This is a genomic window from Paraburkholderia sp. MM5477-R1 (assembly GCF_050436385.1).
GTDB lineage: Bacteria > Pseudomonadota > Gammaproteobacteria > Burkholderiales > Burkholderiaceae > Paraburkholderia > Paraburkholderia tuberum.
The window spans coordinates 630,488-654,709 of sequence record NZ_JBNDMC010000006.1; the positions used below are offsets into that span (position 1 = coordinate 630,488).

Genomic DNA, 24,222 nt, shown 5'->3' on the forward strand with positions numbered 1-24,222 from the left:
CACATAGCGTACGTTCTCGATGGCGACAACGTACGTTTCGGCCTGAATCGCGACCTGGGTTTCTCGGACCGCGACCGGGTCGAGAATATCCGACGGGTGGCCGAAGTCGCGCGGCTGATGGTGGATGCTGGACTGCTCGTCATCGTGTCGTTCATCTCGCCGTTTCGCGCGGATCGCGACGCGGCGAGAGAACTGTTCGACGAGACCGAGTTTATCGAAGTGTTTGTGGAGACACCGATTGCGGAGTGCGTCCGCCGCGATCCAAAGGGCCTGTATGCGCGCGCGCTGCGCGGCGAGATCAAGAACTTCACCGGACTCGATTCTCCGTACGAGGTGCCCGAGTCACCGGAGATCCGGCTCGATACCGTCGGGCACTCGGTGGAGAAAACGGTCGAGCGAGTGGAGGTATGGTTGAAGGAGCGGGGGTTTTTGAATGATTGAACAGGAAGACGCGTTGTCGGTGGATGCCAGCACGCTGGACCGTTTCGAGCAGCTCGCCATCGCGGCGGGCGAAAAGATTCTCGAGTATTTTGACAACCGGTGCCCGGTATGGGCCAAAGCGGACCGGTCGCCGGTAACCGAAGCCGATCACGCCGCCGAGGCGGTCATCGTGGACGGATTGCGCGCGGTGTATCGCGGCGTGCCGTGCGTGGCCGAAGAGGCGGTATCGGCGGGCGTGATGCCGAACGTGCTGGGGCGAGCCTTTTTTCTAATCGATCCGCTCGACGGCACCAAGGAGTTCATCGCGGGCCGCAACGATTTCACGGTGAACATCGCGTTGATACGGGACGGTACGCCACTGATCGGCGTGGTGCTTGCACCGGCGACGCGCATGCTGTACTCGGGCCGCCCCGGTTACGCGTGCATGTCGGAGGTCGGTGCTGATCGCGGAATACGCAACCGGCAGCGAATCGCGGTGCGCGCCCGTTGCGAGCCGCCGACCATCGTCGCAAGCAGATCGCACGCGTCGGCCGATACCGACGAATTTATCCAGCGCTACCCCGACGCAAAATGTGTGTCGGTCGGCTCGTCGCTGAAATTTTGCGCCATCGCGAGCGGCGCGGCGGATATCTACCCGCGGCTCGGCCGGACAATGGAGTGGGACACCGCCGCGGGGCACGCGGTGCTGTCGGCCGCGGGTGGTCGCGTCATGTCGATGGACGGCACGGTGTTGACTTACGGCAAGCGCGGGCAGAGCAGCGACGTCGATTTCGCGAATCCGTGGTTTGTGGCGGAGGGTGGCCCGAGCGGCTCTATCTAGCCGACGGTCCCTTCTTGGCCGCACCCGGTCCGACGATGAGCTGGCGGCGTGCTCCGCCATTGATGCCTCCGGTCGGGCAGTAGTCGGACCCGAAGCGGACCTTGGCATTTTCCGGAAGCAGCCGTTCGTGCCAGTGTCTCGCCACGTCTCCACGGGGCGAGGTCAATGAACGCAATCGCAATTAAATCTTGCGAATCTCAGGGCTGCAATCGTCAATGGCGTCCGTCCTACATCTGATTTTGACGTCGGCATGCATGCAGTATCTCGTTGACCGCAAATGCTCCTCTCACGGTCTGCACATTTTGCAGGACACACAGGTGATACGCTCTTTCGCGCGGCAAAAGCATTGCGCCATTTCTGTAAATCGCGTCGCACGAGTTGCTGATCTGGCGAGCCGCAAAGCTGCTCTGACTGTTTTCCAACGAATGCAGAATGCATTGATCGTAGTCTGGATTATCACTACCGTACGCTAGGGCCGAGAGCGGGGTGGCGAGCGTGATCGAGAGAAACAGATAGGCGAGTTTGAGCATGATTGCGACCAAGACTCAGGGATATAACGGCGGGCAGTTACCGATTATCAGCGATTCAGGCGTCAGTGTCGAATGACCGGTGGTGGCAGGGCCGAGTCAAACACTCGGCCCACCTATGTGAATGCCTCAGACCGACCCTCAACGGCCAGTCACGGTGCGCGCTCTCACTGGCAGAAAACTGACCGGTCCGTACGTTCAAGTGGCATTTTCGGGAACAACTATTCGACTTAGCCGCCGCTGGCCGGTCGCCACACCGACGGCGGCTTAAGCCAACGAGGTGCTGGGACCTGCGTCGTCATGGTGTTTCGCGTCCGCGGTCCGCGTGGGAGTCCGTTGTTTTACGAGGAGAAAAGTTGAGCACGCCTGGTGAGGAACCGGAAGCCTAGTACCTCATCGATCGTGAACAAGAAGACGGTCGTAATGCCCTCGGAAAGAATGCTCACGCTCACAACAACCCGTCGAATTGAAGCGGAACGGTCGGTATCGGGGCAGCGCAGATAAAGTCACCGGAAGCGAATTCAAAGAGGCCCCTCGTTGGCGGGGCCTTGAGCTACGAAATCACCGTGTTTCTGTTAGTACGTCACAGAAGTCCCACTGCCAGTAAAACTGTGCTGAGTAGGAGCGTCATTTGCATAGTCGCCAACGGCCTGGATGATGTTCACGATCTGCTGCGGCAACCTGCCGCCGCTGACGGCGGTCATTGCAGTACGATCCATCTCAACGACTACGGGGAGGTCTTTGATTACCAGCGCGTTCATTTCGATTCTCCAAGGGTAAATTAGTCAGTCAGGAATGTCAGAGCTTGTTTTGAGGGTGTAGATACTCCTCGATGAGGATCAAGGCAAAGTGCGTGCCAAACGGTGTCACCGCGGTAAGCGATCACACAACTAATTGAAAATATTGGATTTTTAATGGCGACCAGTGCGAATTGGTAGACAGACATGCGCGCTGCGACCGGTGGGTCGGATCCAACTCTCCGTCTGGCGCTGTGGGTTAGATCGCGACACATGCGGTCCGCCTCCGTATCCCGTGTTTGTACGATGTCCTCGAGGCTTAGAATCCGATCGAAGCCTGAGGACAATGAGTCTGTCGCACGGTCGCTGAGGGAAACGCCGATTCGCTCCGCGGCTTTCCTCGTTTCAATGACGGGAGACGCTGTCAGTCAGCGAGACATTGCCCGGCTCTTCGATGTCTATCTGCACAAGCCGTTCTCTTGCGAGGCACTCATGCAGGTCATCGAAGATGCTCGCTGCAGCAGCGATGCGAATACTCGCCAAGCCGCCTGGACTAACTGTTGTCGACGGAAGCGCACACAACCCATAGTCGGAGGTTCAACGGCAAGCCTCTTCCGGGTCACGGAGCAAAGCGAGCGGCAGCTTTCAGCATGAAAGCGACTTTTGAATGTCTGGCCGAGTGAGCGGGCGACCGGCTGAACATGGCCGAGAGTGCCAGTTCAAATGAAGGTCGCGCGAAGCGGGCGTGAACGGCACCGTCTGTTTTTCCGTATTCAAGGGCGCGGATGAGACAAGCGTGCCCCACTACACAGGCAAATCCAGCGTCGAAAGGCTTCTGCGAGCCGTCTGTGCATATGCGAATGGCATATAGCAGGGAGTACCGCCGCGTCTAAACTGAAATTGCCGCCACATCACGATCACGACTTTTCTCTGCCCACATTCCGACGTGTCTGGGTCCTCCGGCGCAGTTGCCCGACTCGGCGAATCAATCCACCTGCCTTTGTCATCCGCTGAAAAGGGCGTAGTGACGGGCTGACGGGCGTTCAACGATGTGAGAACTGAACGATGGCCAAAAAATCTATGCGCGCACCAATTCTCGCCCTTTAATAAAGTGAACTAACGCCTTCGAACCGGAGGTCAGAATGGAGCAAGTTCTGCGTGCAGCGGTCATGCAAACGGGATCGGCCATGTTCGATGTCGAACGAACGCTGGCCAAGCTCGAACGGGACGTAGTCGCGGCGTCGAAACTCGATTCGCAATTGATTGTGTTCCCGGAAGCCTTCGTATCCGCCTATCCCAAGGGACTGCATTTCGGCGCTCCCGTCGGCGAGAGGACGCCTGAAGGCAGAGAGGACTATCGCCGGTACTTTGACAGCGCGATCGAGGTGCCATCTGTGTGGACAAATCGAATCGCGCAGATCGCAGGCGACCTGAGGCAATACCTGATCGTCGGTGTGATTGAGCGCGACGGCGGTACGCTCTACTGTACTGTCATCTTCCTGGCGCCCGATGGAATACTGCTGGGAAAACATCGAAAGCTGATGCCCACAGCGGCCGAGCGGTTGATCTGGGGGTTTGGCGACGGGTCGACGCTTCCCGTATTCGATACGCCTTTCGGTCGGCTGGGTGCGGTGATCTGTTGGGAAAACTACATGCCGCTTTTGCGCATGGCCATGTACGCGAAGCGAATACAGATTTATTGCGCGCCGACAGCGGACAGTCGGCCCACCTGGGTTGCTTCAATGCAGCACATTGCGATGGAAGGCCGCTGTTTTGTGCTCTCTGCGTGTCAGCATTTACGGCGCCGCGATGCGCCGGACAACTATGCTGCCGTCCAGGGCAACAATCCGGATACCGTTCTCATGCGTGGCGGCAGTTGCATAGTGGGACCACTAGGAGAGGTGCTTGCCGGGCCCGTGTTCGATGAAGATGCCCTGCTTGTTCACGAACTGGATCTCGCTGACCTCGCGAGGGGAAAATACGACTTCGATGTCGTAGGGCACTACGCACGTCCGGATATATTCCGCCTCCATGTAAATGAGTCGGTTACCCCACCCGTCGTCTTTGAGCAGAACCGTTGATTGCGCCGCGTCGGGCTGTTTCTCCGAAACGGCCTCGCACGGATGCCTAACGTCGGTCGCGACATCACCGAGGACATTCGGTCCCAGTATGCATTTCATTGCGGCACTTCACCGTGCCTTCCTGAAACAGGCGAATGATGCCCGGTTCTCGGGCGATGGAGGACGCTATGTATTCCTTGTTGCCAATATTGGGACCTGATCCTGACGCCCCCGTGAGCGCGGAAGCATACTCATTGGGTAATGATGGTCAGGCAGCCGGAACCACATTTGTGAACGACGAGGGGCAATCGCGGCCGGTTGGCGCGCAATGGCTAAACGGCTGGCTTACCTCTACCCTTGCGCCTCCGAATCACACGACCCTCTGGGGTATCAACGACGGCCTTATCGCTGTGGGCAGCATGACAACGGACAACTACGCAACCGAGTCCGCCATCATCGTCGACGCCGGGAATGTGACTGACCTCTCGAACCTGGTCGGGCCGATCTCATGGGCGGCCGATGTCAACGATCAGGGGCTCGTTTGCGGCGGCGGCACTAACGGAGAGGGTTTCCTGTTCAGCGTGCCCGCAAACCGTCTCGTTGCCACTGTTCCGGCGCTTAATCTTGCCGTGATAAACAACCAGGGAGAAGCAGTTGGCTTTAGCGATTCCGGGAAGCCGGGAGTACATAGCGTCGCGAGCGGCACCACAAAGATGCTGGATGCGATGGAAAGCGCGTACGGCATTAACGACGCCGGGGTAGCCTGCGGAGCAGCCGGCACGCCGCCCACATACAAGGCCGTTCCGGGAACGTGCGACACACGGCAGGCGACGCCGGTCTTTCAGCCTATCCCGCTGCCCGCTGGAGCAACCGAGGGTACTGCAACGGCAATCAACAACAGTGGTGATGTGGTCGGCAGTTGCGTGTTTGACGATCCGTCGTTAAACAACGGCTTTCATTTTGGAGCTTTTCTCTATCAAAACGGGACGACGACGCTTCTGGACAAGCTGATTTCGGATCCAGGATGGCATCTGGAGGTTGTGTTCGATATCAACGCTAGCGGACAGATCATCGGGATGGGGAAGCAGAACGGCACTTTGACGGCTTTCATGCTGTCACCCACGACGAGCTGGCCATGGTGGCATTTTCCGTTGCCGGTACTTGTAGGGCGCCTTCTCGGGGGTGTGGCCGATGACGCAGGTGGTTCGCTAGTTCTTGGCGGAAGGCCGATTCCAATCGATCCGTGGGGCCCCTGGCTGCAACTACAGCCGGAAAAGCGCGATGCGCTCATTGCACTAGCGATCGACGAGATAGCGAGTTCTATCTTTGACGAAGCGACCCGCGTGCAGGTGCGAACGACGTTGGTCGAAGCCGCAACCAGCCGCCTGAAAGGTATGAATGTCAGACGCGGTCGAACCGGACCGCGGCAAACCTCGAAACGAAACGCGGAGATTCCCAGAAAGCACGGGCTTCCGGTGAGCTGGCTAAAGAAGTTTGGCCGCTAGCGTCAACCTGGCGGATTCAACCGGTCGATGCAATAGTTCGATCGAATCGTTCAGCCGGTGTTTCGTAATCCAGGGTCTTTCGTGGTCGCTCGTTCAGCCTTCGTCCCACTCGTGTAGACTGCGCGGTTGTCCCAACAGATCGACCACCTCGACCCGGCTCTTCCTCCTGGGTCCGGCGTGTGTCAATGCCCGCGTTCGACGCGCCCCCGACAACGCTTGATGGTTTTGACCAGCTGGTAGCAGACCCGAGCGAGTACTCGATCGAGCTGCCAGCGGAAGAACAAATAAAACGGATGCATTTCTGGAACACCCCCTGATTGAAGCGGAAATCGAATTGCTGGTTGATTGCCTGATCGGCGACGCCGCGCCGGACGAGGCAATCGATGTCGGGTCGAATTCCCGATCCAGCGAATTCGACATCGCGACTCGCGCGCTCGCCGTCGACGGCTGGTGTGTCGTGTCGAACTTTTTGTCACAGAGCCAGACGCAGGCCTTATCGACCGAATGCATGGCCATGCACGACGCGCAGCTGCTGACACCAGCCCGTGTGGGGGCCAATCGCGCTGCCACACTTTTGCGCGGCGATAGCACGCACTGGTTCCAACCCGACGCGCTGAGCACGCGGCAGCAGGCGTTCGCCGATCGCATCGACGCGCTACGGAACGCGCTCAACCGCGACCTGTTTCTCGGTCTGGTCGATAGCGAATCACACTACGCGGTATATCCGCCAGGTGCCGGATACGCACGCCACCTCGACTGCCTGCGTAACAGCGACAGCCGCGTGATTTCCGCTGTGTTCTACCTCAACGAAGCGTGGCAGGACGCCGAGGGCGGCGCACTTCGGCTATACCTTGCCGATCAGTCTTATCACGACGTCTTTCCGCGCGCCGGAACGCTGCTCTTGTTTCTCTCGGCGGAGTTTGAACACGAGGTGCTGCCCGCCACGCGCGACCGCATGAGCATTGCATGCTGGATGAGGCAGCGGGTGTAAGCCGAACCGCGTGCGCATCTGTGGTTAGCGTCCAGGATCGCGCCCTTTCGGATCAGCTTGACAATCAATTGCCGGATTTCGTTAGCGTCCAGTTCGGCATGGTGCCGATGGCATACGCGCGAAGCCAACGCCGAGTCACGACAATGTGGCCGAGCTCGGAAGCTCAATCAAGCCGTGAGCCCTCCTTTCGCCCCCGTCACCCTGGGTGCAGCAGACGCGGGAACAGAGTCCCCAAAAAGTAGCTCAGTGTTGGAGATTTTCCTCGCAATCTTCCCAGTACCGAAGCGGGTCGCGATGTTGTGGATAGTGTAAGTTGAGCCACTCTGACAACCGGGCCCAATCGGGATGGTTGGTACCAGTTTGAGCCGACCAGATCGACGACCTCTCAAGTACTTGACCGTTTGCGCGATCACGGACGAGCAAGCTGCCCAGTCCGCTTGAACTGTTCGTCTGTGACTCAACCAGATACCGCGGCAGAATCCTGAGCTCAGCATCCTCGGCCCACCCGTATATGGCGCGGACCACGCCGGACGGATCTCGCAACTCTATGGGTCCGCTTTCCGGGCGAACGGCTGTCCAACCTTCAGGAAACTCAGTGACAACCTCGTTTTTACCTTCCCTTACCCACTTCGCGCGCCATGCCCTCGCCATCGACTCGCGCATGCGAGATACCGACTCGTAGGCAGCAGGCAACTCGATCGCCATCGGAAGAGTAATGAGGTTGTCTTTCCAGAGTTTGGCTTCGTCGTCGACGCGCTCGACCTCGTCGAACACCCCTGCATCGAATGGGTTCTCTGGCCGGCTCGATACTTTCACGTTCCCATTAGGCAGACCCTCGAAAAGGCGCTCAGCATCATGGCGGGTAAGTTTCGTCTTTCCTTTCTTCATTTGGCTCTCTGCAACAAGGTTGTCGCTAACGCGTAGGCCATAACGACCGAAATCGGGCGCCACTTCCTCTCACGCGCGGTTGAAGATGCTCACGATCCTATTCTGCGCTATTCGCATGTTACCGGCTTGCGCGGCGGCAATGGCGCGGCGGCTTATGCCGCCGCTCCTGCCCCGGACATCAGACGGGTCGATCCTCGCACAGGATCAGAGGATGAGCGGACGGGCGTCTAACGATTCCAGCAAACTATTGCATCCACCGGTTGAATCCGCCACCCTTTGCAGACGGTCACGATAAGTGGAATTCTACGGCCGGTATCAGAGGCGATTCAGCCACTTGGCACGCCTGCATTCCGACTAGCTTCTCCCGCGCCCCGGAAGGAATTGACCCAGTTATCAAGCAAGCGCCGTGGCGGCTGATCGCAAAGGCTTACCACTAGAATTCGGACTGCGGGAACGGCGATGCACCATTGAGCCAGTCGTAATGCTCAACATTGACTCTTGACTTCAGTACACCTTTGTTGCGAACGTTGCCGTCGTCATCTTGAGCGTTATCCGACGAAAATCTCAGCGCCACACCGACGGTGGCGTCCGCAAACCGTGCTGTCAGATTTGCGCTGCTCGTGCAGTCTACCGGTGCACTCAGGGTGCCGGTTGTCACGATCGCTCCTCTTTCCAGCGTCCGACCTTGGCGCGCGAACTCCTTCCAAAGGAACGCAAGGGATTCAAACGGCCGAGTTCGATCATCGCCATTAAGCGTTGATGCGATACGCTCACCGTTGCGCCAGATGCCCGCATCCTCATCAAAGGAACAATCATCTGCAAAGGGGATTTGCTCGCCGCAGATTAGTGCGTGGAATCCAAGGTTATCGGCAACGAAGCTAGGCTGTGCGACTGCTTTCCTGTCGATGTATCGGCTACACACGACCTCGATGGCAACAAAAGCACGATCAAGCATTGACGTATCGAACGCTTCTTTTGCAGGAGAAACCGTGCGACCGAAGCGAAAACCAACCTCGGTTTCAAGCGTCGCACGACTATCGACGCGAAAATTGAGGATGCTGCCCGAAGGTGGGACTCGCGATTGGACCAAGCACCCGGTGGCAGGAGCGTTGATTAACTCGCCGCGCAGTCCGCGCGGCGAGGCACCCGCGATTTTCCATCCAATCACTGGCTCGCCGATACGCTCGACAAAAAGCGCCTGTGCGGCGTAGCCGCCACTCAGCGAACTGGGTCTTGATCCGGGCGGCAAGTCTCCAAGCCCCAGCCCGGTCTGCCACGACCATTCCAAGTGGGCCGCGGCGGCAGCGGGATCGAAACGCATCTGTTCCATTTTTTCAACGTGGGCGTGCTCTGTTACACAGTGGACGAATAGCTCGGGGAAAAGGAAGCCCCGCCCTAACGGCAAGGCTGTCGTTCCGAGTTGGCTTAGACGTCCTTGGCTCGAAGTTGAGCCGGGAAGGCCCAGATAGCGATCGCTGCGCAAAGCACGCACAATGCGACGATCGTGTAGAGCGCAGGAGTTGTGCTTCCGGTCAAATCGCTAATACGGCCGACCATCACAGGGCTGACGATGCCGCCCAATTGCCCGATCGAATTGATCAGTGCGATACCGCCCGCAGCACCCACACCGGTCACAACCTTAGGCGGGAGTGTCCAGAACGCCGGAATCGTGGTCAGCATGCCCGTACCGAGAACAATCAGGGCGACGACCAGCGCAACCGGGTTCTTCGCGAAGATGCCCGCGCCAAGAAAGCCTAAGGCGGTGAGCAGCATGCAACCTGCGAAAACCATTCGACGATTCCCAGAACGATCGCCCAGCTTGCCCATCGTGAGCATCCCGATGCCACCAAACAAGTACGGGAGGGCTGTGAGTAGACCGATGGTAGAGGGGTCTTTAATTCCCGACGAGCGAATGAGCTGTGGCATCCAGAAGTTCATTCCGTAGGACGCGATCTGAACGAGGAAGTACGCCAGCGCCAGAATCAGGAAGGCCTTCGACTTCAACGCACCGAGAAACGAGTGGCTTTCGGCCTTCTTCGCGTCGGCATCGAGTTTGGACCGCAAAAGAATCTTCTCGTCGTCATTGAGCCATTTGGCATCTTCGACACGATCGTCAAAGCGGAAGAGCACCACGAACCCCAGCAGCACGCAGGGCAAGCCACCGATCAGAAAGATCCAATGCCATGCGGCCATACCCATGAAGCCGTCGAAGTGCGAGAGGATGAAGCCCGACAAAGGCGCACCGAGGACGCCGGAGAACGCCAGGGCGAGAAAAAGCAGCCCACTGACGCGGCCGCGATGCTTCGCAGGAAACCAGGTCGAAAGGTAATAGAGGACGCCTGGTGCGAAACCCGCCTCCATCGCGCCGATGATAAAGCGAGCAATGTAGAACTGCGTCTCGCTCCGAACGAAGACCATGCACGCCGTGGCGATGCCCCACGAGATCATGATGCGCGCGATCCATTTGCGCGGTCCGACACGAAAGAGAAACAGATTGCTCGGAACTTCGCAGGCAACGTACCCCACTACGAACAGGGCAGCACCCAGGCCGTAGGCAGTATCGCTCAGCGCAAGCTCCTTCTGCAGATGAAATTTCGCAAAACTGATGTTGATTCGATCAAACCATGCGAACAGATAGCAGATGATGATGAGCGGAATAACGCGAAGTTTGACCTTCAACATTAGCGCTGTTTCGGCATCGCGTATTGCTACGCCACCTTCCAATGCCTTATTGATTTGCATATGCTGCCCCTTATGTCTCTGGTAAAGGGTAGGTGTCGCGGCGTTGTTTTAACGCAGCGTCCAAAACCGTATGTCCGGGTAAGTTCGGCTCGATAGGAACGGCTCAGTTCAACTGCGCAGGCCCGGAATCTTTTTTTGCGTTCTCGTTTCCAAGGAGCTGTTCCTGCACGCGACTGATTCGCTATTTGCCTTGGCGGCTCATGATTGTCTCCATTTCGCTTGTTTAGTATCGGTGCGATGCGCCTGTCACTGTCGGACGAAGAACGACACCCACCCGTTGCCGGGTGGGTGGATCTCATTACTTGGTGAAGTTGGCTTCGCGCGCCTTGATGATCGCGACTACCGTGTCATTGACAGGAGTCGGCACGCCGTACTTCCTGCCTTCGCGAGAAATTGATCCGTTGATCGCTTCGACTTCGCCGCGACGGCCGAGGTTATAGTCGAGCAGCATCGAGGGGCGAGCATTGGGAATCTTGCTTCCAAGCTTGCGAATGTGCTCGATCGGATCGCCCACATCGAGGCGGATGCCAGCGGCTTTCGCCACCGCAATCGCTTCTTCCGCCGCGCCCTTTGCTACACTCCAGGCACTGGGGTTCGCCATTACTTCGCCGATGGTCATTCCCGTTGCACACGTGGTGCCCGAGAACGCGACGTTCATGATCAGCTTTTCCCAAACCATCTGATCAAGATCGCCGAAGATCGCAACCTTGAAGCCCGACGAGCGCCAGATTTCAGCAGACGCTTCGAGGTCATCACGCGACAGACCACGATAAGCGCCGAAGCGAATCATTTCCATGCCGTTGTGGTGTGCATGACCGGGTGCGCGAATCGATGCTCCAAAGCCTCCTACAACGCCTATCGCGATCCGGTTCTCTCCGAGGATCGTCGCAGCCTTTTCGGCAGAGCCCAAACCGTTCTGAATGGTTTGAACAACTGTCTTCGGACCGAGGAGTTGTTCCGAGGCACGAGCGGCAGCCTCAACGTCGAACGCCTTCGTCGCGATGATGACGAGATCGCACTCGCCAATACCATCGGTTGTCGTGCTGGCGTGAATCGGCACCGTGCGGTCGCCGCTGGCACCTTCAACACGCAGTCCTTTCTTTTGCATCGCGGCCACGTGATCGGGCCACAGACAGATCGCATGTACTTCGTGGCCGGCGCTCACCATCAGACCAGCGTATACGGAGCCCATTGCTCCGCTGCCTACAATCGCTATCTTCGCCATTTTCGTGCTCCTTAGTGGCTAAGCACGGAGATGATTGCCTTCGTGACGCTTTCCGTGTTGCCGTTGCCGCCGATGTCCGGGGTGCGCGGACCGTCTTGCAACACCTTGGCAGTCGCCTGGCGAATCGCCGCAGCAACCTTTTCGCAACGCGGATCGTCATTCTGTCGGGCGATCCATTCGAGCATCATCGCAGCGGACAAGATCGTTGCAACCGGGTTGGCTACGCCCTTGCCGGCGATGTCCGGCGCGCTGCCGTGGCTCGGCTGGAAGATGCCGTGCTTCAGGCTCACGTCGCCCGAGGGTGCGACGCCGAGACCACCCACCACACCGGCTGCGATTTCCGAGGTGATATCGCCGAAAACGTTCTCAGTCACCACCACGTCATAGCGTTCCGGGTTGGTGACAAACATCATCGAACCGGCGTCGATGTAAATCCGGGCAGTGCCGATGTCGGGGTGACGTTCCGCGACTTCATCGAACACCTTGCGCAGAAAGGCGTTGCTGCGCAGCACGTTCGACTTGTCCAGCAGCGTGACGTGACCGGGCGTGCCATGTGTCTCGCGACGCTGCCTGGCTTGCTCGAACGCCAGTTCAAAGAGTTTTTCGCTGGTAGCGCGGGTGATCGTCAGGCGATCGCTGACAGCTTCATTGCTGGATTCCTGCTTGTCGTGACGACCAGCGAACAGACCTTCCGTCGTCTCACGGATGACGAGCATGTTTACTTTCTCGGCCTTTACACGCGTCGGCACGCCGGGGAACAGCTCGCAGGGACGCAAGCTCGCGAACAGGCCATAGCGTTCGCGCAGATCGATTTGAGGCGCAATTTCGGTACCGTCATCCTTGCGAACAGTCGGCAGACCCATCGCGCCCAGGAGAACAGCGTCTGCCTCGCCGACGGCAACCGCGTCAGCTTCGGCCATTGATTCGCCAGTGCGCTGGTAGAGGTTTGCGCCTGCTTCGTAGGTCGTGTATTTCAGCTCGACGCCTTCGTTCCCAGCCGCCGCCTTCAGGACGCCAACCGCAGCGTCAACCACTTCAGGACCGATACCGTCGCCCGGCAGGAGGGCGATTTCGTATTGCGCCTTGCTCATCTTCGTGTCTCCAGATCTAACCGGCGCCGTTGCGGTGCCGTTGGGTCAAATAATGGAGAAGGCGGGCTGGTCCGTGAATTAGTCTTTCGCTAGCCAGCCGTAACGAACCGTTATGGCTGCCTTACGCGTCACGGCGCGCGGCCGCGCGAGCCTGAAGGTGCACTACAAGGCTCTCAGCCGCTGGCGAGAGGGCTTTGCGGTTGCGAATCGCGATGCCGAGGCGACGACGTGCCCAAGGCTCCTCGAGGGGCACTTCGGTAATTCCTAAGCGTTTGACGAAAAGTTTGGTGAGGTTGCGAGGGGCAACCGCAATGCCAAGGCCTGACGAAACCATCAAGCAAAGAGCATCGTAGCCGGTGACCTGTATCCGGAGCCTGAACTCCTTTTGGAGCCGATTGGCGATCTGGGTGAGCTGAGTGTTGATCGCACTCCCAGTACGAAGCCCTACGAAATCCCACGAGAGAGTCTCCTCGAACCGAGTATGTCTTCTGCCTGCCAGCGGATGGTCGCGCCGCACCACCACGGCCAACTCGTCTTCCTCATAGGGCAGAGTCTCGACGCTCTCTGCGTGAGGCTCGACAGTGAAGATTCCGACGTCTGCGGCGTTCTCAGCGACTGAACGCAGCGTGACAAGGCTGTTGCGTTCCTCGAGCCGGACCTCGACTGCCGGATGGTCGGCAAGAAAGGTCCCGAGGTCATCGGGCAGGAACTGGGTTATCGCCGAGATATTTGAAAAAACTCGCACCTGCCCCCGCGTACCGGAGGCGAAATCCAGCATCTCGCTGTGAATGTCGTCGAGGTAGTTGACGGCGCGACGTGCAAGATTCAGCAAAACATACCCAGCAGCAGTTGGCTCGACGCCTTTATGATGGCGCGTCAACAAAGTGGTTCGCAGTGTTTCTTCGAGCGCGCTGATGCGCTTACTCACGGCCGGCGCGGCGATGTGCTCTCGTTCCGCGGCGGCTGCGATGCTTCCTTCTTCGACCACAGCGATGAAAAAGCTGAGAGAAACGGGATCAAGCTTCATAGGCGGCTCTCTGGCCATTCGTTGCACGCACTAAATTCATTGCTTCAGCGTCCCTTTGGCATCAGGGGAGGAGTTTAACTGACCCACTCGTGGCGCCCCCCGGGCGAACGCCCAGTGCCCAGTGTATTGATCCCGCGCTAGCCCAATGTCAACGGTGCAATCCCTCAAAGGGCGCCTCTCGAGGTCGCACTTTGATAGCGCTTGTTCCGGTACTGATGCATCGATTCGCCTGGATACTTGGATGGCTGGCCGGTACCAGGGTGGGACTGGTCATTTGGATGTCGGATTGCGGCGGCTGTCAAACGTCGACTTATGGCCGAACCCAGAAATTCGGGTTCCGGCCGGGACTCACGGAGTGCGCCAGCGCCGCGAATTCGGGATTCCGCTGAATGCGAGCAGGCCTGCGGAGTGGCCGCTCGCCCCGCTCCAATCAGAGGTTCGACACGCAGCCATTATTCGACTAGGCTTATCAGAAGCCCCATGCTGCACAAACGCGTTGAAAACCCGCCAAGAAAGATTCGATTCAAACATCTGTTTGCAGGGTATCTCACGATAGGCTACCGACCATGGACGACATCTCTCCGCAGGCCTTCGTCGATGCCGCGATAGCCTATCAGAAGACTGCCGCGGTGAAAGCCGCCGTCGAGCTCGATCTGTTCACCGCGATAGCGGACGAGCACGGCGACGTTAAGCGTATAGCCGAGCGGGTAAAGGCCGCCGAGCGCGGTGTGCGCATACTCTGCGACTTTCTGACCGTGCACGGGTTTCTGCAGAAGGAAACGGGACAGTACCGATTGACGCCGTCGACCACCGCATTCCTGACGACTTCCTCGCCGGCCTGGATGGGGAGCATCGTGGATTTCCTGGCGGCTCCTGAAATGACGGCACTGTGGCTGGACGACCCCGCCGCGTTCGTTCGCAACGGAGGAGCCGTGGGGCTGGGCAACATCGAGCCCGAGCATCCCGTCTGGGTGAAGTTTGCGCGTGCGATGGCACCGTTCGTGACACAAACCGCACAGAGCGTCGCGCAACACGTGAGTGCGCGGCCTCAGGCACCGAAGCGCGTGCTGGACATTGCAGCCGGGCATGGGCTGTTCGGAATCGCGATCGCCGAAGCGATTCCCGGCGCGGAAATCGTGGCGACCGACTGGCAACCGGTTCTCGAGGTCGCGACGGAGAACGCCGCAGCGGCCGGTGTCAGTTCGCGTTACCGCACGGTCGCCGGCAGTGCGTTCGAAGTCGATTGGGGTACGAATTTCGATCTGGCGCTGGTCACGAACTTCCTGCACCACTTCGATCCGCCAACCTGCGTGGAATTACTCTCGAAAGTCCGCAGGAGCCTCAGTCCCGCAGGGCGAGTGCTCGCGGTGGAATTTGTTCCCGACGAGGATCGCGTGTCGCCGCCGTTCGCCGCCGCGTTTTCCTTTATGATGCTTGCGTCCACGCCGCAAGGCGACGCGTACACCGCGCGCGAACTCGAGCAAATGGGCCGCGAAGCCGGCTTTTCCAACGTAACGGTGATGCCGCTGCCACCTTCGCCGCAAGCCCTCGTTGCATTCGAGTAGCGCACACCCCTCGCGCTCCAGGCACCGCATTTCGTAATGGAGACGGCGTTCAGACGATGTCGATCGCGACGTCGATGTTGAAGGTTGCGCTGCCGGCCGACCTGACGGTCGACGCCGGGGTGTGCTCGGCACGGGCGCGGGCGGCTATCTTCCGCCGTCGCGAACGCCCGACGACGTATGCTCTTGCTGACGTACAAAACCTGGTCGATCTTGCTCATCCTGCGGGTCGATGCCGCTCGCAGCCTCGTCGATACCGGAGAACTCTCACTTGCAGTGATCGCCAGAGAGACCGGATTTGGCGATACCGAAAGAATGCGCAGAGCATTCGTCAGGACGCTCGACCACCCCCTCATTGCTTCACGGAATTTTCAGGAAGGGTTCCGCACCTTGTCCACGGCTCAGTCCCCGCACATGGTTGCGGCGCGATTGGCAGCAAACGTGTACACGGCGATCCGTCAGCGGGCCGCGCATAATCGTTGCCTGCCTGAAGGCGGTACGTTTCAGCGGAGATCGAAGTACGGATGCCGAAAGCAGGCGCGTCCGGCGACGCCAAGCACATCACTTGCGGGCTGGATGGTCGCCACCGCGAGACCCGCTCCTGCGAACGCGCACGCGCCGGACACCAGCGCGACTCCGCGCAGCGCGTCAGTGATGGCGTCGGCTTCCGCCTTCGCCACGGGTGTCTGCGGCGGCGTATGAGCATCGCCGGCTGCCGCCGCGGCTTGCGCGTCCGGCTCCAGCAACCGCCCGGTCTGGCAGCTTGTCGCCCATCGATCCGCCCACCAGCACAAAGGACCCGAGAAAGAGCAGGTAGGCGTTGACGATCCACTGCATCGCCGCAACGCTCGCGTGGAGCTCCCTCTGAATGGCAGGCAGCGCTGCGCTGCGGCGGTCCCGAACCGAAATTCCCGGTTTCTGTGGCACGATTCACCGTCCGCTTCACTGATACCGTCACTGCCACCCGGGCACTGCCAACCGGCCACTGCGTCAAGACGATTGAAATAGTCGAAGAAATCCAAGGTCCCCGATTTCACGAACTCTGGCATCCGCCGACGTTCCGCACTACCACCGCTTTGCGGCGTGCTATTTCTCCGGGACCGGATTGACGGACGAGGCCGTTTCTTCCGCATCGTCTCGCGCGATGCCCGGCGTCGCCTCACGGACCGATTGCCGCAAACGCGTGAACGCCTGGCTCGTGCGTGCATCGCGTTGGTCGCGTGCGTCGTAGAAGTCCTTGCTGAGCCACTGGCCGAGACTCATCATCAGCGAGCCCAACGCGCTCTTGAAGCGCACCCATGCGTTGCCGGTGCGCGCCAGTTGCGCGGCCGCCTCGACCGCCTCGGCGGCGAGCCGGTCCAGTTCCGCGTGCAGATAGTCGGCGAAATGATGCAGGCCATGCTGATTGCCATTCGACGATTTGCGCTCCAGTTCGACGTGCTGCGCAATCAGCGATTGATTGGGCACGCGAATAAACGGCGGCGTATCGGTGCGCGCGCCGCCGCCACGGCGAATCGCCACACCGAGGTTCGCGGACGCCTCGGTGCGCTTGCCGAGCGGTGGCATTTGCCACTTGTCGCACAGGTACTTCAGCAGGCTGCAATGATCGAATCGTTCGTTGCACACGCCGGCTTCGCACCACGGTGACACCAGGATGGCGGGAACACGCACGCCGAGTCGTTTGAAATCGAAGCTCGCGGTGTGGTCGTCGGGTGCGAGCACGTCGGCCGGCGGCGATACGTGGTCGTAGAAACCGCCGTGCTCATCGTAGAGGACCACCAGTAACGTGCGCTCCCACAGCGCCTGATTCGAGCGCAGCGCATTGTAGGTATCCGCGATCAGCTTCTCTGCCTTCATGATGTTGTGCGGCGGATGATCGTCGTTCTGCGCTTCGCCGAAGTACTTCGGCTCGATCAGTACGAATTGCGGAAACTGACTGGCGGGTCCCGCTGCGTCCTCGAAGAATTGATCGAAAGAGCGGTAATTCGCGAGGTTTTCCGCGCGTCGCTGGTTCTTCAGCAGCAACGAGGCGGGGAAGTCGTAGAAATAGACGCTCCACGTTTTGCGCGCGGCGTTCAGCCGATCGAAAATCGTGTCCTGATCCTGCTCGGTGTACCAGTGCGGATTGAGCCCGTCGAGTCCCGAAGGCATTCCGATCTCGCCTTTCGACGTACCCGTCAGCGCGAAAAAACGGTTGGGCCACGTCGGCCCCGGCAATGACGAGAACCACCGGTCGCACACGGTGAATTGCGAACCGAGCGTGTGCAGCGCGGGCAGAAAGCCGAGCGGGTAATAGCCCATCACGTCTTGCCGCGCGGCGAGGCTGCTCTTCGGGTAGTCGTTCACGAACGTACGCACGAAACCGCTGTTGTCGGCGGCGATCTGTTCCATCACGGCCTTGTGCTCGTGATTCGGATCGTCCTTCATCTGCCGCTCGCGCGTTTCACGCGGATAGAAGGTGTGGCCTTGACCGTCGGCGTTCGATTTGCCGGCCGCGTTGCGCACGCCGTCCAGTTTGTCGTGCACGGCGTCGAGGCAGCCGAGCATCTGGTCGAACGAGTGATTCTCCATCAACAGTAGCACGACGTGTTCGATCGGATCGTTCTGCGCGTTCTGCTCGACGTCACTCATCTTTTATCGCTCCACTCGGGACGGGATGGACTTCGCGTTGCCAACTTAGCGCAAAACGCGCGCTGGCGAAAGAGCCTTGCTTTGAGGCGGACATGCACGCGACGGTCAATGTACTTCGTCGCATGCATGATTCGCTTAACGTAGCATCGACTCAACTGCCGCCCGAGAAGATCGGACCTTGCCCGCCCGGCGCGAACGATGGGAAGTGGTCGCCGGACGGCGCGGCCGCCGCCGGTGCGTGCGCTCCCGATTGCGACGCCGGTTCGCGCAACGTCAACGCGCTATCGGCCGTGATCGGCACGCTCGGCTTCGCGAGCAGCTCGGTCTTGCGCATCGAGCCGACCGACGTGCCGAAGTAATAGCCGATGATGCTGATCCACGCGGTTCCCAACGCGCCGACGATCACGTTGACGAGATCCTTGTTGGTACCCGGCAAAGGCTGGAACGCCATCAGCAGCAAAATGCCGAAGAAGCCGGCGGTGACCGCCATGGCGAGCACCTTCGGGACCCAGTCGCGATTGGCGACACCCATCGCGCGTGCATTCGCGGTGTCGCTCGTGGCGATGCGGGCCATGTCGGCGTCGTGCGCGAGGCTCGACTGCGCGGCCGTCACCATCAACTGCTGCAATTGCAGCGAATTCGCGCTTTCGGCCTGGCGAAGTTTTTCGAGTGCGCCGGGGTCGTTCAACGCGGGTTCCACGAAGGCCGGGTCGCCCGGCGTGCCGAGCGCGTGCGAGATGATCGCGGCGGCAGCGGTCACGCCGAGGCCGACCGGCCCCCCTACAAGCCCGGCGAGAAGCGGGGCGGTGCTGTTGATATTCTTCGCTACTTTAGACCAGTCCATCATGCTGCTCCCAGGAGAAGATTGGCTGCCATGCGTTCGGTCCAGCCGCGGCTGAAACTCGGCCACGAATGCAGGTTCCGCAGGTAGCGCAGACGATACGCGGCGAAGCGCATCACGAACTTCATCGGATCGGCGTTCTTGACCGCATCGAGCGTGTCGGGGCCGAACTTGCCGTCTTCCCTGGCGCCGGACGCTTTCTGCATCCACAGCACGACGAGGCCGCCGTTGTAGTTCGCATCGAAAATCTGGAAAGCCACGCGCGGATCGAGTTCGTCGAGATGCAACGGGTCCCAGTACCTGCGCTTGGCGATCTGATGGGCGGTATCGAGCGGCAGGTCTTTCATCGCGCCGTTATAGCCCTCACTGCGCGCGACGCGCGCTGTCACACCCCACATCGTTTCGCCGCCTGGATCGGCCGGATTGAAGCTGTACCCGCCTTCGTTTCCGATCAAGGCTTTGAATGCATCTTCGAAGCTGTCCATCGAACTGTCTCCTGTTCGGCTGTGTTGCCAACTCAAATGGCGAATGCGCGCGGCTCAGGCCGCTCGCATCGCCCGTCCTACGGCGTCGCGTACCGTATCGAGCGATGCCCGAAGCGGGTACGACGTCATGGGATTCGAAACGGGCTTGACGCGCAGGTCAGGCCTCGATGTCCGGGTGTCGGCTTCGTCGGGCGATGCGTCCGTCGAGAGCGCCAGCTCGCGTTCGCGCGCCGACAACGTGCCGGCGTCGAGCTGCAATGCCTGTGCATACTTGCGCGCGGCCTCGCGCAGCGCGCCTTTGTGTTCCAGCGCGTGGCCCCATTCCACATAGGACGGCGCGAGATCGGGACGCAACGCGACGGCGTGCGACAGCTTGTCGATCGCTTCGTCGTCGTGGCCGGTTTTGACGAGCGCCTCGGCCCAGTCGTGCAGCGTGTCGACGGAGTCGGGGTTCATCCTGGCGGCCTGCCTGAATGCTTCGAGTGCTTCGCGATCGTGCTTCTTCGAATGCAACAGCACGTCACCGAGCAGTCGCAGGTTTTCGGCGGTGTGCGACTTTTCCTTCGCGCCGGCCCGCAGTTCCTTTAGCGCATCGTCGATGCGGTTCTGCTGTTCGAGCGCAATGCCGAGACTCGCGCGCAGCACCGCCGAGTGCTTGTATTGGGTCAATGCTTCACGGATCTGCTGCTCGGCTTCTGTCGAGCGCTGCTGACTGTCGAGCAACCACGCCTTACCCGCGACTGCCCATTGGGCTTGCTCGGATGAGGGCAACGCGAGGACTTCGTCATAGATCCCGACGATCTCGCGATAGTCGCATTGCGCGAGCGAGCATTTGGTCTTTTTTTGGACCTGCGTGAACAGATGACTGGCGAGGATGTTAGGTTCGGCGAGGCGCATCGCCGTGACTGCGATGTCGTGCACGAGCTTTTCGAGGTCGCGCCCTTCGAACGGCACCGTGCTTTCGCGGCCGTTGAACGGTCCGTGTTCTATCTGCACGTGCGCGACGTATGAATCCGCGCTGCTATTCGTCTTCGTGATGCCGATGTGCACGGCGACATCGTCGCGTTTGAGCACGCCTTTGATGAAGCGCACCGTCGTCGCATACGACATTTCCTGACCCGGAATCTGGATGTCCTGCTGCGCGTCGTTGCTGGTCATCGTGTCGTGCGGAATCGATTCGGCATCCTGGCCGATTTCCTTCATATCCGACATGATCCGCTCGGCGAGAAAGTTCGCCGTATAGCCGCGCTCGGTCAACGTTTGCGGTGTCTCCACCGGCGGTACCAGCAATTGACGCGTGAGCACGCCGCGCACGACGAGGCAGATGGAACCGATCGTCAGTAGGATGAACAGCCAGGGCAGGACATACGGCCAGAGGCGTTTCGGTCCGCGGCCGATCACACCGGCGGTGCGCAAGCCGAACAGCACGAATCCGCTCGAATGATGACGATCGCGGCGATTCGCGGTGTTGGCGCGCATGAACGGGTCGCCGTACCCGTTGGTTGACCTGCGTTGACTCTGTGCACTCGACATGACTCACCTCGCTTCGATCCGCGATCGATGTTGGCAATCGCCTGACTTGCGCGGTGGGGTATGCATCGAGCGTGCCATAGCGCATGGAACCGGCTGGCAGCCGGATGTTGGCTTCTGGTGGGGGATTGAAAGAAAGAAGTGTTGCGAGGTGACCAACGTATTTGCGAAAAACAGTTTGCTGGCGGGAGACAGGATGTGCCTTAGCAAATAAAAATGCCGCTCAGTCCAGAAGACTGAGCGGCATCGGTGAAGCGAACTACTGTTTGTGGATTCTGCGCTGCCGTGGCTTAAACCGAACTCGGCCGCCACTTCAACAATCGACTCTCCACCGCGGTCAGCAGGTAGTCGGCGGCAAGCGCGACCACCGCCAGCACGATCATCGCCGCGAACACGCCGGCGGCATTGAACGCGCCCTGCGCGGTGGAGATCAGCAAGCCGATGCCCTGCTTCGAGCCGAGAAACTCACCGACCACCGCGCCGACCAGCGCGAAGCCGAAGCTCACGTGCAGGCTCGCGAGAATCCAGCTCAGCGCCGACGGAATCACGACCGAGGTCGTCACCTGACGGCGCGACGCGCCGAGAATCTGCGCATTCGCGATCATGTAGCGATCCGCTTCGCGCACGCCCTGGAACGCGTTGGCGAACACGACGAAAAACACCATCACGACCGCGAGCGCGACTTTCGATGCCATGCCGAGCCCGAGCGCGATCACGAACACCGAGCCGAGCACGACGCGCGGGATCGAGTTGGCGATCTTGATGTAGAGACTGAACACGTCGGAGAGCAGCTTGTTGCGGCCGAGCACGATGCCGCAGAAGATGCCCCCGATCGAACCGATGATGAAGCCGAGCCCCGTTTCCTCGAGCGTGACCCACACCTGCGTGAGCAGCGGCCCTTGCGAGGTACCGTTCACGAACCAGTCGACGATCTGAGCGAAGATCTCGGTCGGCATCGAGAAGAAGAAAGGGTCGATCCACTTCAGGCGCGCGGACAGTTCCCAGCCGCCGAGCACGACCACGAGCAGGAGAATGCGCAGCGAAATCACCAGAACCTGGCGCTGGCGGATCTTCTTCTGCGCAATACGCTCGACGTGAGCGAGCGACGCGGCGTCGATGCCCGAGGGCATCATCTGTTGAGAGGGTGTAGACATGTTTGCCGTTCCTTGATTAACCGATCTGCACTTCTTCGCGCAGGTCATGCCAGATATCGCGCGAAATTTCGATGAAGCGTGAGTCGTAGCGGATCTCCGATGTGACGCGCGGTCGCGGCAGATCGATTTCGTAGACTTTCTTCAGCGTGGCGGGGCGGGCAGTTAGCACGAACACGCGGTCGGCGAGCGCAATCGCTTCTTCGAGGTCGTGCGTGACGAACACGACCGAGCCGGCGCCGCCCCACAATTGCAGCAACTCGTCCTGCATCAATGTGCGCGTCTGCATGTCGAGCGCCGAGAACGGCTCGTCCATCAGCAGGATTTCCGGCTTGTTGATGAAGGTCTGCGCAAGCGCGACGCGCTTGCGCATGCCGCCGGACAGTTGATGCGGATAGTGCTTGCCGAACTTGTCGAGGCCCACGCGGCGCAGCCATTCGTTCGCTTCATCGTAAGCGGCCGATTTTGAGCGGCCGCGATACAGCGGACCCGCCGCGACGTTGTCGAGCACCGAGCGCCACGGAAACACCGCATCGGCCTGAAACACGAAACCGATGCGCGGATCGATGCCGTCCACCGGCGCGCCCATCACGCGCACTTCGCCGGTGGTCGGCTTCAGCAAGCCGGTGATCATGCTGAGCGTGGTGGACTTGCCGCAGCCGGTCGGGCCGACCACCGCGACGAATTCGCCGCGTGCCACCGACATGCTGAAGTCGCGCAGCGCGATCGTGGCCTTGCCGTCCGGGGAAATGAAACGGCACGACACGTTGCGCATTTCGATCGCTGGCGTCTCGCGTGACATAGGTTGATTCATCGGCGGGTGCCTCGCAGTTCTGTGAAGATGAAAGAAGCGTTACTTTGACGCGGTCTTGACCGGCGCCGACACGTAGTCGTTGGTGTAGGTCTTGGCGAGATCGATATGCTTGCCCTTCACCGACGGATTGAATGCGGACAGCACCTTCAGCACCGTATCCGGGCCGTCGGCGGGCATCTTGCCGTCCTTCGTGAACATCGGCAGCGACGCCTTCAGCGCGTTCACGTACAGGTCCTTGTTGTTGCCGTAGTAGTCTTTCGGCATCTGCGCGGCGATGTCCTCGGCGCTATGCGTCGCGATGTAGTTCAGCGTCTTCGCGAACGCATGCGAGAGCTTCGCGGCCTCGTCCTTGTGCGCTTCGGCCCACGCGCGCTGCACATAGAAGCTCGAAGCGGGGTAGGTGCCGCCGAGCGCGGCGCGCGTACCGTCCACGTTGCGCATGTCGACCAGCACCTTCGCGTCGCCGGTCTTGAGCAGTTGCGAGACGGTCGGCTCGGTGGTCATGCCGGCGTCGATGCGGCCTTGCTTGACGGCGGCGATGAAGCTGTTGTCCGCGCCGACCGGCAACATCGTGTATTGCGTCGACGGCACGCCCGCGCGCTGCGCGAGGTACTGCGTGAGGAAGCTGGTCGACGAACCGAGGCCGGTCACGCCGAGCGTCTTGCCTTTGACGTCGGCCATGCTCTTCAGCGAATCGGCCGCCTTCGTCGAGACCATTTCTACTTCGCCCGGCACCTGGCCGAAGACGACGAGCGCCTGCACTTCCTTGCCCTTGCTCTGCAGGTCGATCGTATGATCGTAGAAGCCGACCACGCCTTGCACCGCGCCCGCGAGCAGTTCGTTCTCCGCATCGACACCGGCCGGCTGCGACAGGATCTCGACGTCGAGGCCTTCGTCCTTGAAGTAACCGAGCTGCTCGGTGAGCTTGGCCGGCAGATAGATGATCTTGGTGGCGCCGCCGACCATGATCGTGATTTTCTCGGCGTGAGCGGCGGCCGAAGCGGCGGCAAGGGCGAACGCAACTCCTGACACAGCGGCAATCTGGCGCAAGGTACGCATGAAGCAGTCTCCTTAGGTGGGTCGCCGCGACCCCGTGGTGCGCGGCGCTTTTCTGGGTCAATGGGGGCGATTATAGAAACGCGAAACCTTCTGGC

22 protein-coding genes and 1 pseudogene are annotated in these 24,222 nt (G+C 60.1%); 7 read left to right on the forward strand and 16 right to left on the reverse strand.

Annotated elements, in window-relative coordinates; translation table 11 throughout:
* Positions 1–42 precede the first annotated feature (42 nt).
* The gene (gene cysC / locus OKW35_RS21290) at positions 43–441 is read left to right on the forward strand and encodes an adenylyl-sulfate kinase (RefSeq protein WP_429553820.1); all 399 of its coding nucleotides are present in this window, start codon (positions 43–45) and stop codon (positions 439–441) included.
* Positions 434–1,261, forward strand: a complete 828-nt coding sequence (cysQ, locus tag OKW35_RS21295; protein WP_187610588.1) for a 3'(2'),5'-bisphosphate nucleotidase CysQ — start codon at positions 434–436, stop codon at positions 1,259–1,261. Before cysC ends, cysQ begins: the two co-directional genes overlap by 8 nt.
* A 227-nt stretch (positions 1,262–1,488) precedes the next feature.
* On the opposite strand, the gene OKW35_RS21300 is transcribed toward cysQ, so the two are convergent.
* Positions 1,489–1,791 (reverse strand): VF_A0006 family four-cysteine protein, encoded by a 303-nt coding sequence (locus tag OKW35_RS21300; RefSeq protein ID WP_429553068.1) that lies wholly within the window; start codon positions 1,789–1,791, stop codon positions 1,489–1,491.
* Positions 1,792–2,363: 572 nt separating this feature from the next.
* Positions 2,364–2,549 carry a hypothetical protein gene (locus OKW35_RS21305; RefSeq protein WP_184061621.1) on the reverse strand — a complete coding sequence of 62 codons (186 nt, stop codon included), beginning with the start codon at positions 2,547–2,549 and terminating at the stop codon, positions 2,364–2,366.
* A gap of 1,118 nt (positions 2,550–3,667) precedes the next feature.
* Between OKW35_RS21305 and OKW35_RS21310 the strand changes: the two genes are divergently transcribed.
* The 3 genes from OKW35_RS21310 to OKW35_RS21320 all read left to right on the forward strand — a co-directional run bounded on the left by OKW35_RS21310 (position 3,668) and on the right by OKW35_RS21320 (position 7,081).
* Positions 3,668–4,606, forward strand: coding sequence for a nitrilase-related carbon-nitrogen hydrolase (locus OKW35_RS21310; protein ID WP_184061622.1), 939 nt, complete (start codon positions 3,668–3,670; stop codon positions 4,604–4,606).
* Positions 4,607–4,773: 167 nt separating this feature from the next.
* Positions 4,774–6,090: a hypothetical protein gene (locus OKW35_RS21315; RefSeq protein ID WP_429553069.1), complete on the forward strand. Its 1,317-nt coding sequence runs from the start codon at positions 4,774–4,776 to the stop codon at positions 6,088–6,090.
* 334 nt (positions 6,091–6,424) lie between these two features.
* Positions 6,425–7,081: a 2OG-Fe(II) oxygenase gene (locus OKW35_RS21320; protein ID WP_429553070.1), complete on the forward strand. Its 657-nt coding sequence runs from the start codon at positions 6,425–6,427 to the stop codon at positions 7,079–7,081.
* A 243-nt stretch (positions 7,082–7,324) separates the two neighbouring features.
* Here the strand turns inward: OKW35_RS21320 and OKW35_RS21325 are convergent, their stop codons facing one another.
* The 6 genes from OKW35_RS21325 to OKW35_RS21350 all read right to left on the reverse strand — a co-directional run bounded on the left by OKW35_RS21325 (position 7,325) and on the right by OKW35_RS21350 (position 14,054).
* A complete protein-coding gene (locus tag OKW35_RS21325; protein ID WP_429553071.1) occupies positions 7,325–7,969 on the reverse strand; it encodes a hypothetical protein in 645 nt (214 codons plus the stop codon).
* A gap of 433 nt (positions 7,970–8,402) precedes the next feature.
* Positions 8,403–9,299, reverse strand: coding sequence for a hypothetical protein (locus tag OKW35_RS21330; RefSeq protein WP_429553072.1), 897 nt, complete (start codon positions 9,297–9,299; stop codon positions 8,403–8,405).
* Between the two features lie 95 nt (positions 9,300–9,394).
* Positions 9,395–10,711, reverse strand: coding sequence for an MFS transporter (locus OKW35_RS21335; protein WP_429492984.1), 1,317 nt, complete (start codon positions 10,709–10,711; stop codon positions 9,395–9,397).
* A 298-nt stretch (positions 10,712–11,009) separates the two neighbouring features.
* Positions 11,010–11,936, reverse strand: a complete 927-nt coding sequence (locus tag OKW35_RS21340; RefSeq protein WP_184061626.1) for a ketopantoate reductase family protein — start codon at positions 11,934–11,936, stop codon at positions 11,010–11,012.
* Between the two features lie 11 nt (positions 11,937–11,947).
* A complete protein-coding gene (locus OKW35_RS21345) occupies positions 11,948–13,027 on the reverse strand; it encodes an isocitrate/isopropylmalate dehydrogenase family protein (RefSeq protein ID WP_429404235.1) in 1,080 nt (359 codons plus the stop codon).
* A gap of 121 nt (positions 13,028–13,148) precedes the next feature.
* Positions 13,149–14,054 (reverse strand): LysR family transcriptional regulator, encoded by a 906-nt coding sequence (locus tag OKW35_RS21350; protein ID WP_429553073.1) that lies wholly within the window; start codon positions 14,052–14,054, stop codon positions 13,149–13,151.
* A 566-nt stretch (positions 14,055–14,620) separates the two neighbouring features.
* Between OKW35_RS21350 and OKW35_RS21355 the strand changes: the two genes are divergently transcribed.
* Positions 14,621–15,619, forward strand: coding sequence for a methyltransferase (locus tag OKW35_RS21355; protein WP_429553074.1), 999 nt, complete (start codon positions 14,621–14,623; stop codon positions 15,617–15,619).
* A 177-nt stretch (positions 15,620–15,796) separates the two neighbouring features.
* Positions 15,797–16,318, forward strand: a complete 522-nt coding sequence (locus OKW35_RS21360; protein ID WP_429553876.1) for a hypothetical protein — start codon at positions 15,797–15,799, stop codon at positions 16,316–16,318.
* Positions 16,319–16,342: 24 nt separating this feature from the next.
* Here the strand turns inward: OKW35_RS21360 and OKW35_RS21365 are convergent.
* From OKW35_RS21365 to OKW35_RS21400, 8 genes and pseudogenes are all read right to left on the reverse strand, one after another.
* Positions 16,343–16,504, reverse strand: a pseudogene (locus OKW35_RS21365) (MFS transporter); the annotation flags it as partial.
* Between the two features lie 198 nt (positions 16,505–16,702).
* On the reverse strand, positions 16,703–18,247 hold the full coding sequence (locus tag OKW35_RS21370; RefSeq protein WP_429352977.1) for an alkaline phosphatase family protein: 1,545 nt from the start codon (positions 18,245–18,247) through the stop codon (positions 16,703–16,705).
* 151 nt (positions 18,248–18,398) lie between these two features.
* On the reverse strand, positions 18,399–19,091 hold the full coding sequence (locus OKW35_RS21375) for a hypothetical protein (RefSeq protein WP_429404237.1): 693 nt from the start codon (positions 19,089–19,091) through the stop codon (positions 18,399–18,401).
* Positions 19,091–19,573, reverse strand: coding sequence for a glycoside hydrolase family 108 protein (locus OKW35_RS21380; protein WP_090807511.1), 483 nt, complete (start codon positions 19,571–19,573; stop codon positions 19,091–19,093). Before OKW35_RS21380 ends, OKW35_RS21375 begins: the two co-directional genes overlap by 1 nt.
* Before the next feature lie 54 nt (positions 19,574–19,627).
* Entirely contained in the window at positions 19,628–21,106 is a 1,479-nt protein-coding gene (locus tag OKW35_RS21385) for a tetratricopeptide repeat protein (protein ID WP_429553075.1), read from the reverse strand.
* A 287-nt stretch (positions 21,107–21,393) separates the two neighbouring features.
* A complete protein-coding gene (locus tag OKW35_RS21390; protein ID WP_184061632.1) occupies positions 21,394–22,257 on the reverse strand; it encodes an ABC transporter permease in 864 nt (287 codons plus the stop codon).
* A 16-nt stretch (positions 22,258–22,273) separates the two neighbouring features.
* A complete protein-coding gene (locus OKW35_RS21395; RefSeq protein ID WP_184024643.1) occupies positions 22,274–23,068 on the reverse strand; it encodes an ABC transporter ATP-binding protein in 795 nt (264 codons plus the stop codon).
* 39 nt (positions 23,069–23,107) lie between these two features.
* The gene (locus OKW35_RS21400) at positions 23,108–24,127 is read right to left on the reverse strand and encodes an ABC transporter substrate-binding protein (protein WP_018423693.1); all 1,020 of its coding nucleotides are present in this window, start codon (positions 24,125–24,127) and stop codon (positions 23,108–23,110) included.
* Between the last annotated feature and the right edge of the window lie 95 nt (positions 24,128–24,222).

Coding starts and splice junctions, on each gene's coding strand:
- OKW35_RS21305 (WP_184061621.1), bottom strand. CDS start 2,549: ATGAACGCGCTGGTAATCAAAGACCTCCCCGTAGTCGTTGAGATGGAT.
- OKW35_RS21335 (WP_429492984.1), bottom strand. CDS start 10,711: ATGCAAATCAATAAGGCATTGGAAGGTGGCGTAGCAATACGCGATGCC.
- OKW35_RS21310 (WP_184061622.1), top strand. CDS start 3,668: ATGGAGCAAGTTCTGCGTGCAGCGGTCATGCAAACGGGATCGGCCATG.
- OKW35_RS21355 (WP_429553074.1), top strand. CDS start 14,621: ATGGACGACATCTCTCCGCAGGCCTTCGTCGATGCCGCGATAGCCTAT.
- OKW35_RS21370 (WP_429352977.1), bottom strand. CDS start 18,247: ATGAGTGACGTCGAGCAGAACGCGCAGAACGATCCGATCGAACACGTC.
- OKW35_RS21345 (WP_429404235.1), bottom strand. CDS start 13,027: ATGAGCAAGGCGCAATACGAAATCGCCCTCCTGCCGGGCGACGGTATC.
- cysQ (WP_187610588.1), top strand. CDS start 434: ATGATTGAACAGGAAGACGCGTTGTCGGTGGATGCCAGCACGCTGGAC.
- OKW35_RS21330 (WP_429553072.1), bottom strand. CDS start 9,299: ATGGAACAGATGCGTTTCGATCCCGCTGCCGCCGCGGCCCACTTGGAA.
- OKW35_RS21350 (WP_429553073.1), bottom strand. CDS start 14,054: ATGAAGCTTGATCCCGTTTCTCTCAGCTTTTTCATCGCTGTGGTCGAA.
- OKW35_RS21315 (WP_429553069.1), top strand. CDS start 4,774: ATGTATTCCTTGTTGCCAATATTGGGACCTGATCCTGACGCCCCCGTG.
- OKW35_RS21360 (WP_429553876.1), top strand. CDS start 15,797: ATGCTCTTGCTGACGTACAAAACCTGGTCGATCTTGCTCATCCTGCGG.
- OKW35_RS21375 (WP_429404237.1), bottom strand. CDS start 19,091: ATGGACTGGTCTAAAGTAGCGAAGAATATCAACAGCACCGCCCCGCTT.
- OKW35_RS21400 (WP_018423693.1), bottom strand. CDS start 24,127: ATGCGTACCTTGCGCCAGATTGCCGCTGTGTCAGGAGTTGCGTTCGCC.
- OKW35_RS21395 (WP_184024643.1), bottom strand. CDS start 23,068: ATGAATCAACCTATGTCACGCGAGACGCCAGCGATCGAAATGCGCAAC.
- OKW35_RS21390 (WP_184061632.1), bottom strand. CDS start 22,257: ATGTCTACACCCTCTCAACAGATGATGCCCTCGGGCATCGACGCCGCG.
- OKW35_RS21325 (WP_429553071.1), bottom strand. CDS start 7,969: ATGAAGAAAGGAAAGACGAAACTTACCCGCCATGATGCTGAGCGCCTT.
- OKW35_RS21340 (WP_184061626.1), bottom strand. CDS start 11,936: ATGGCGAAGATAGCGATTGTAGGCAGCGGAGCAATGGGCTCCGTATAC.
- OKW35_RS21385 (WP_429553075.1), bottom strand. CDS start 21,106: ATGTCGAGTGCACAGAGTCAACGCAGGTCAACCAACGGGTACGGCGAC.
- OKW35_RS21380 (WP_090807511.1), bottom strand. CDS start 19,573: ATGGACAGCTTCGAAGATGCATTCAAAGCCTTGATCGGAAACGAAGGC.
- OKW35_RS21300 (WP_429553068.1), bottom strand. CDS start 1,791: ATGCTCAAACTCGCCTATCTGTTTCTCTCGATCACGCTCGCCACCCCG.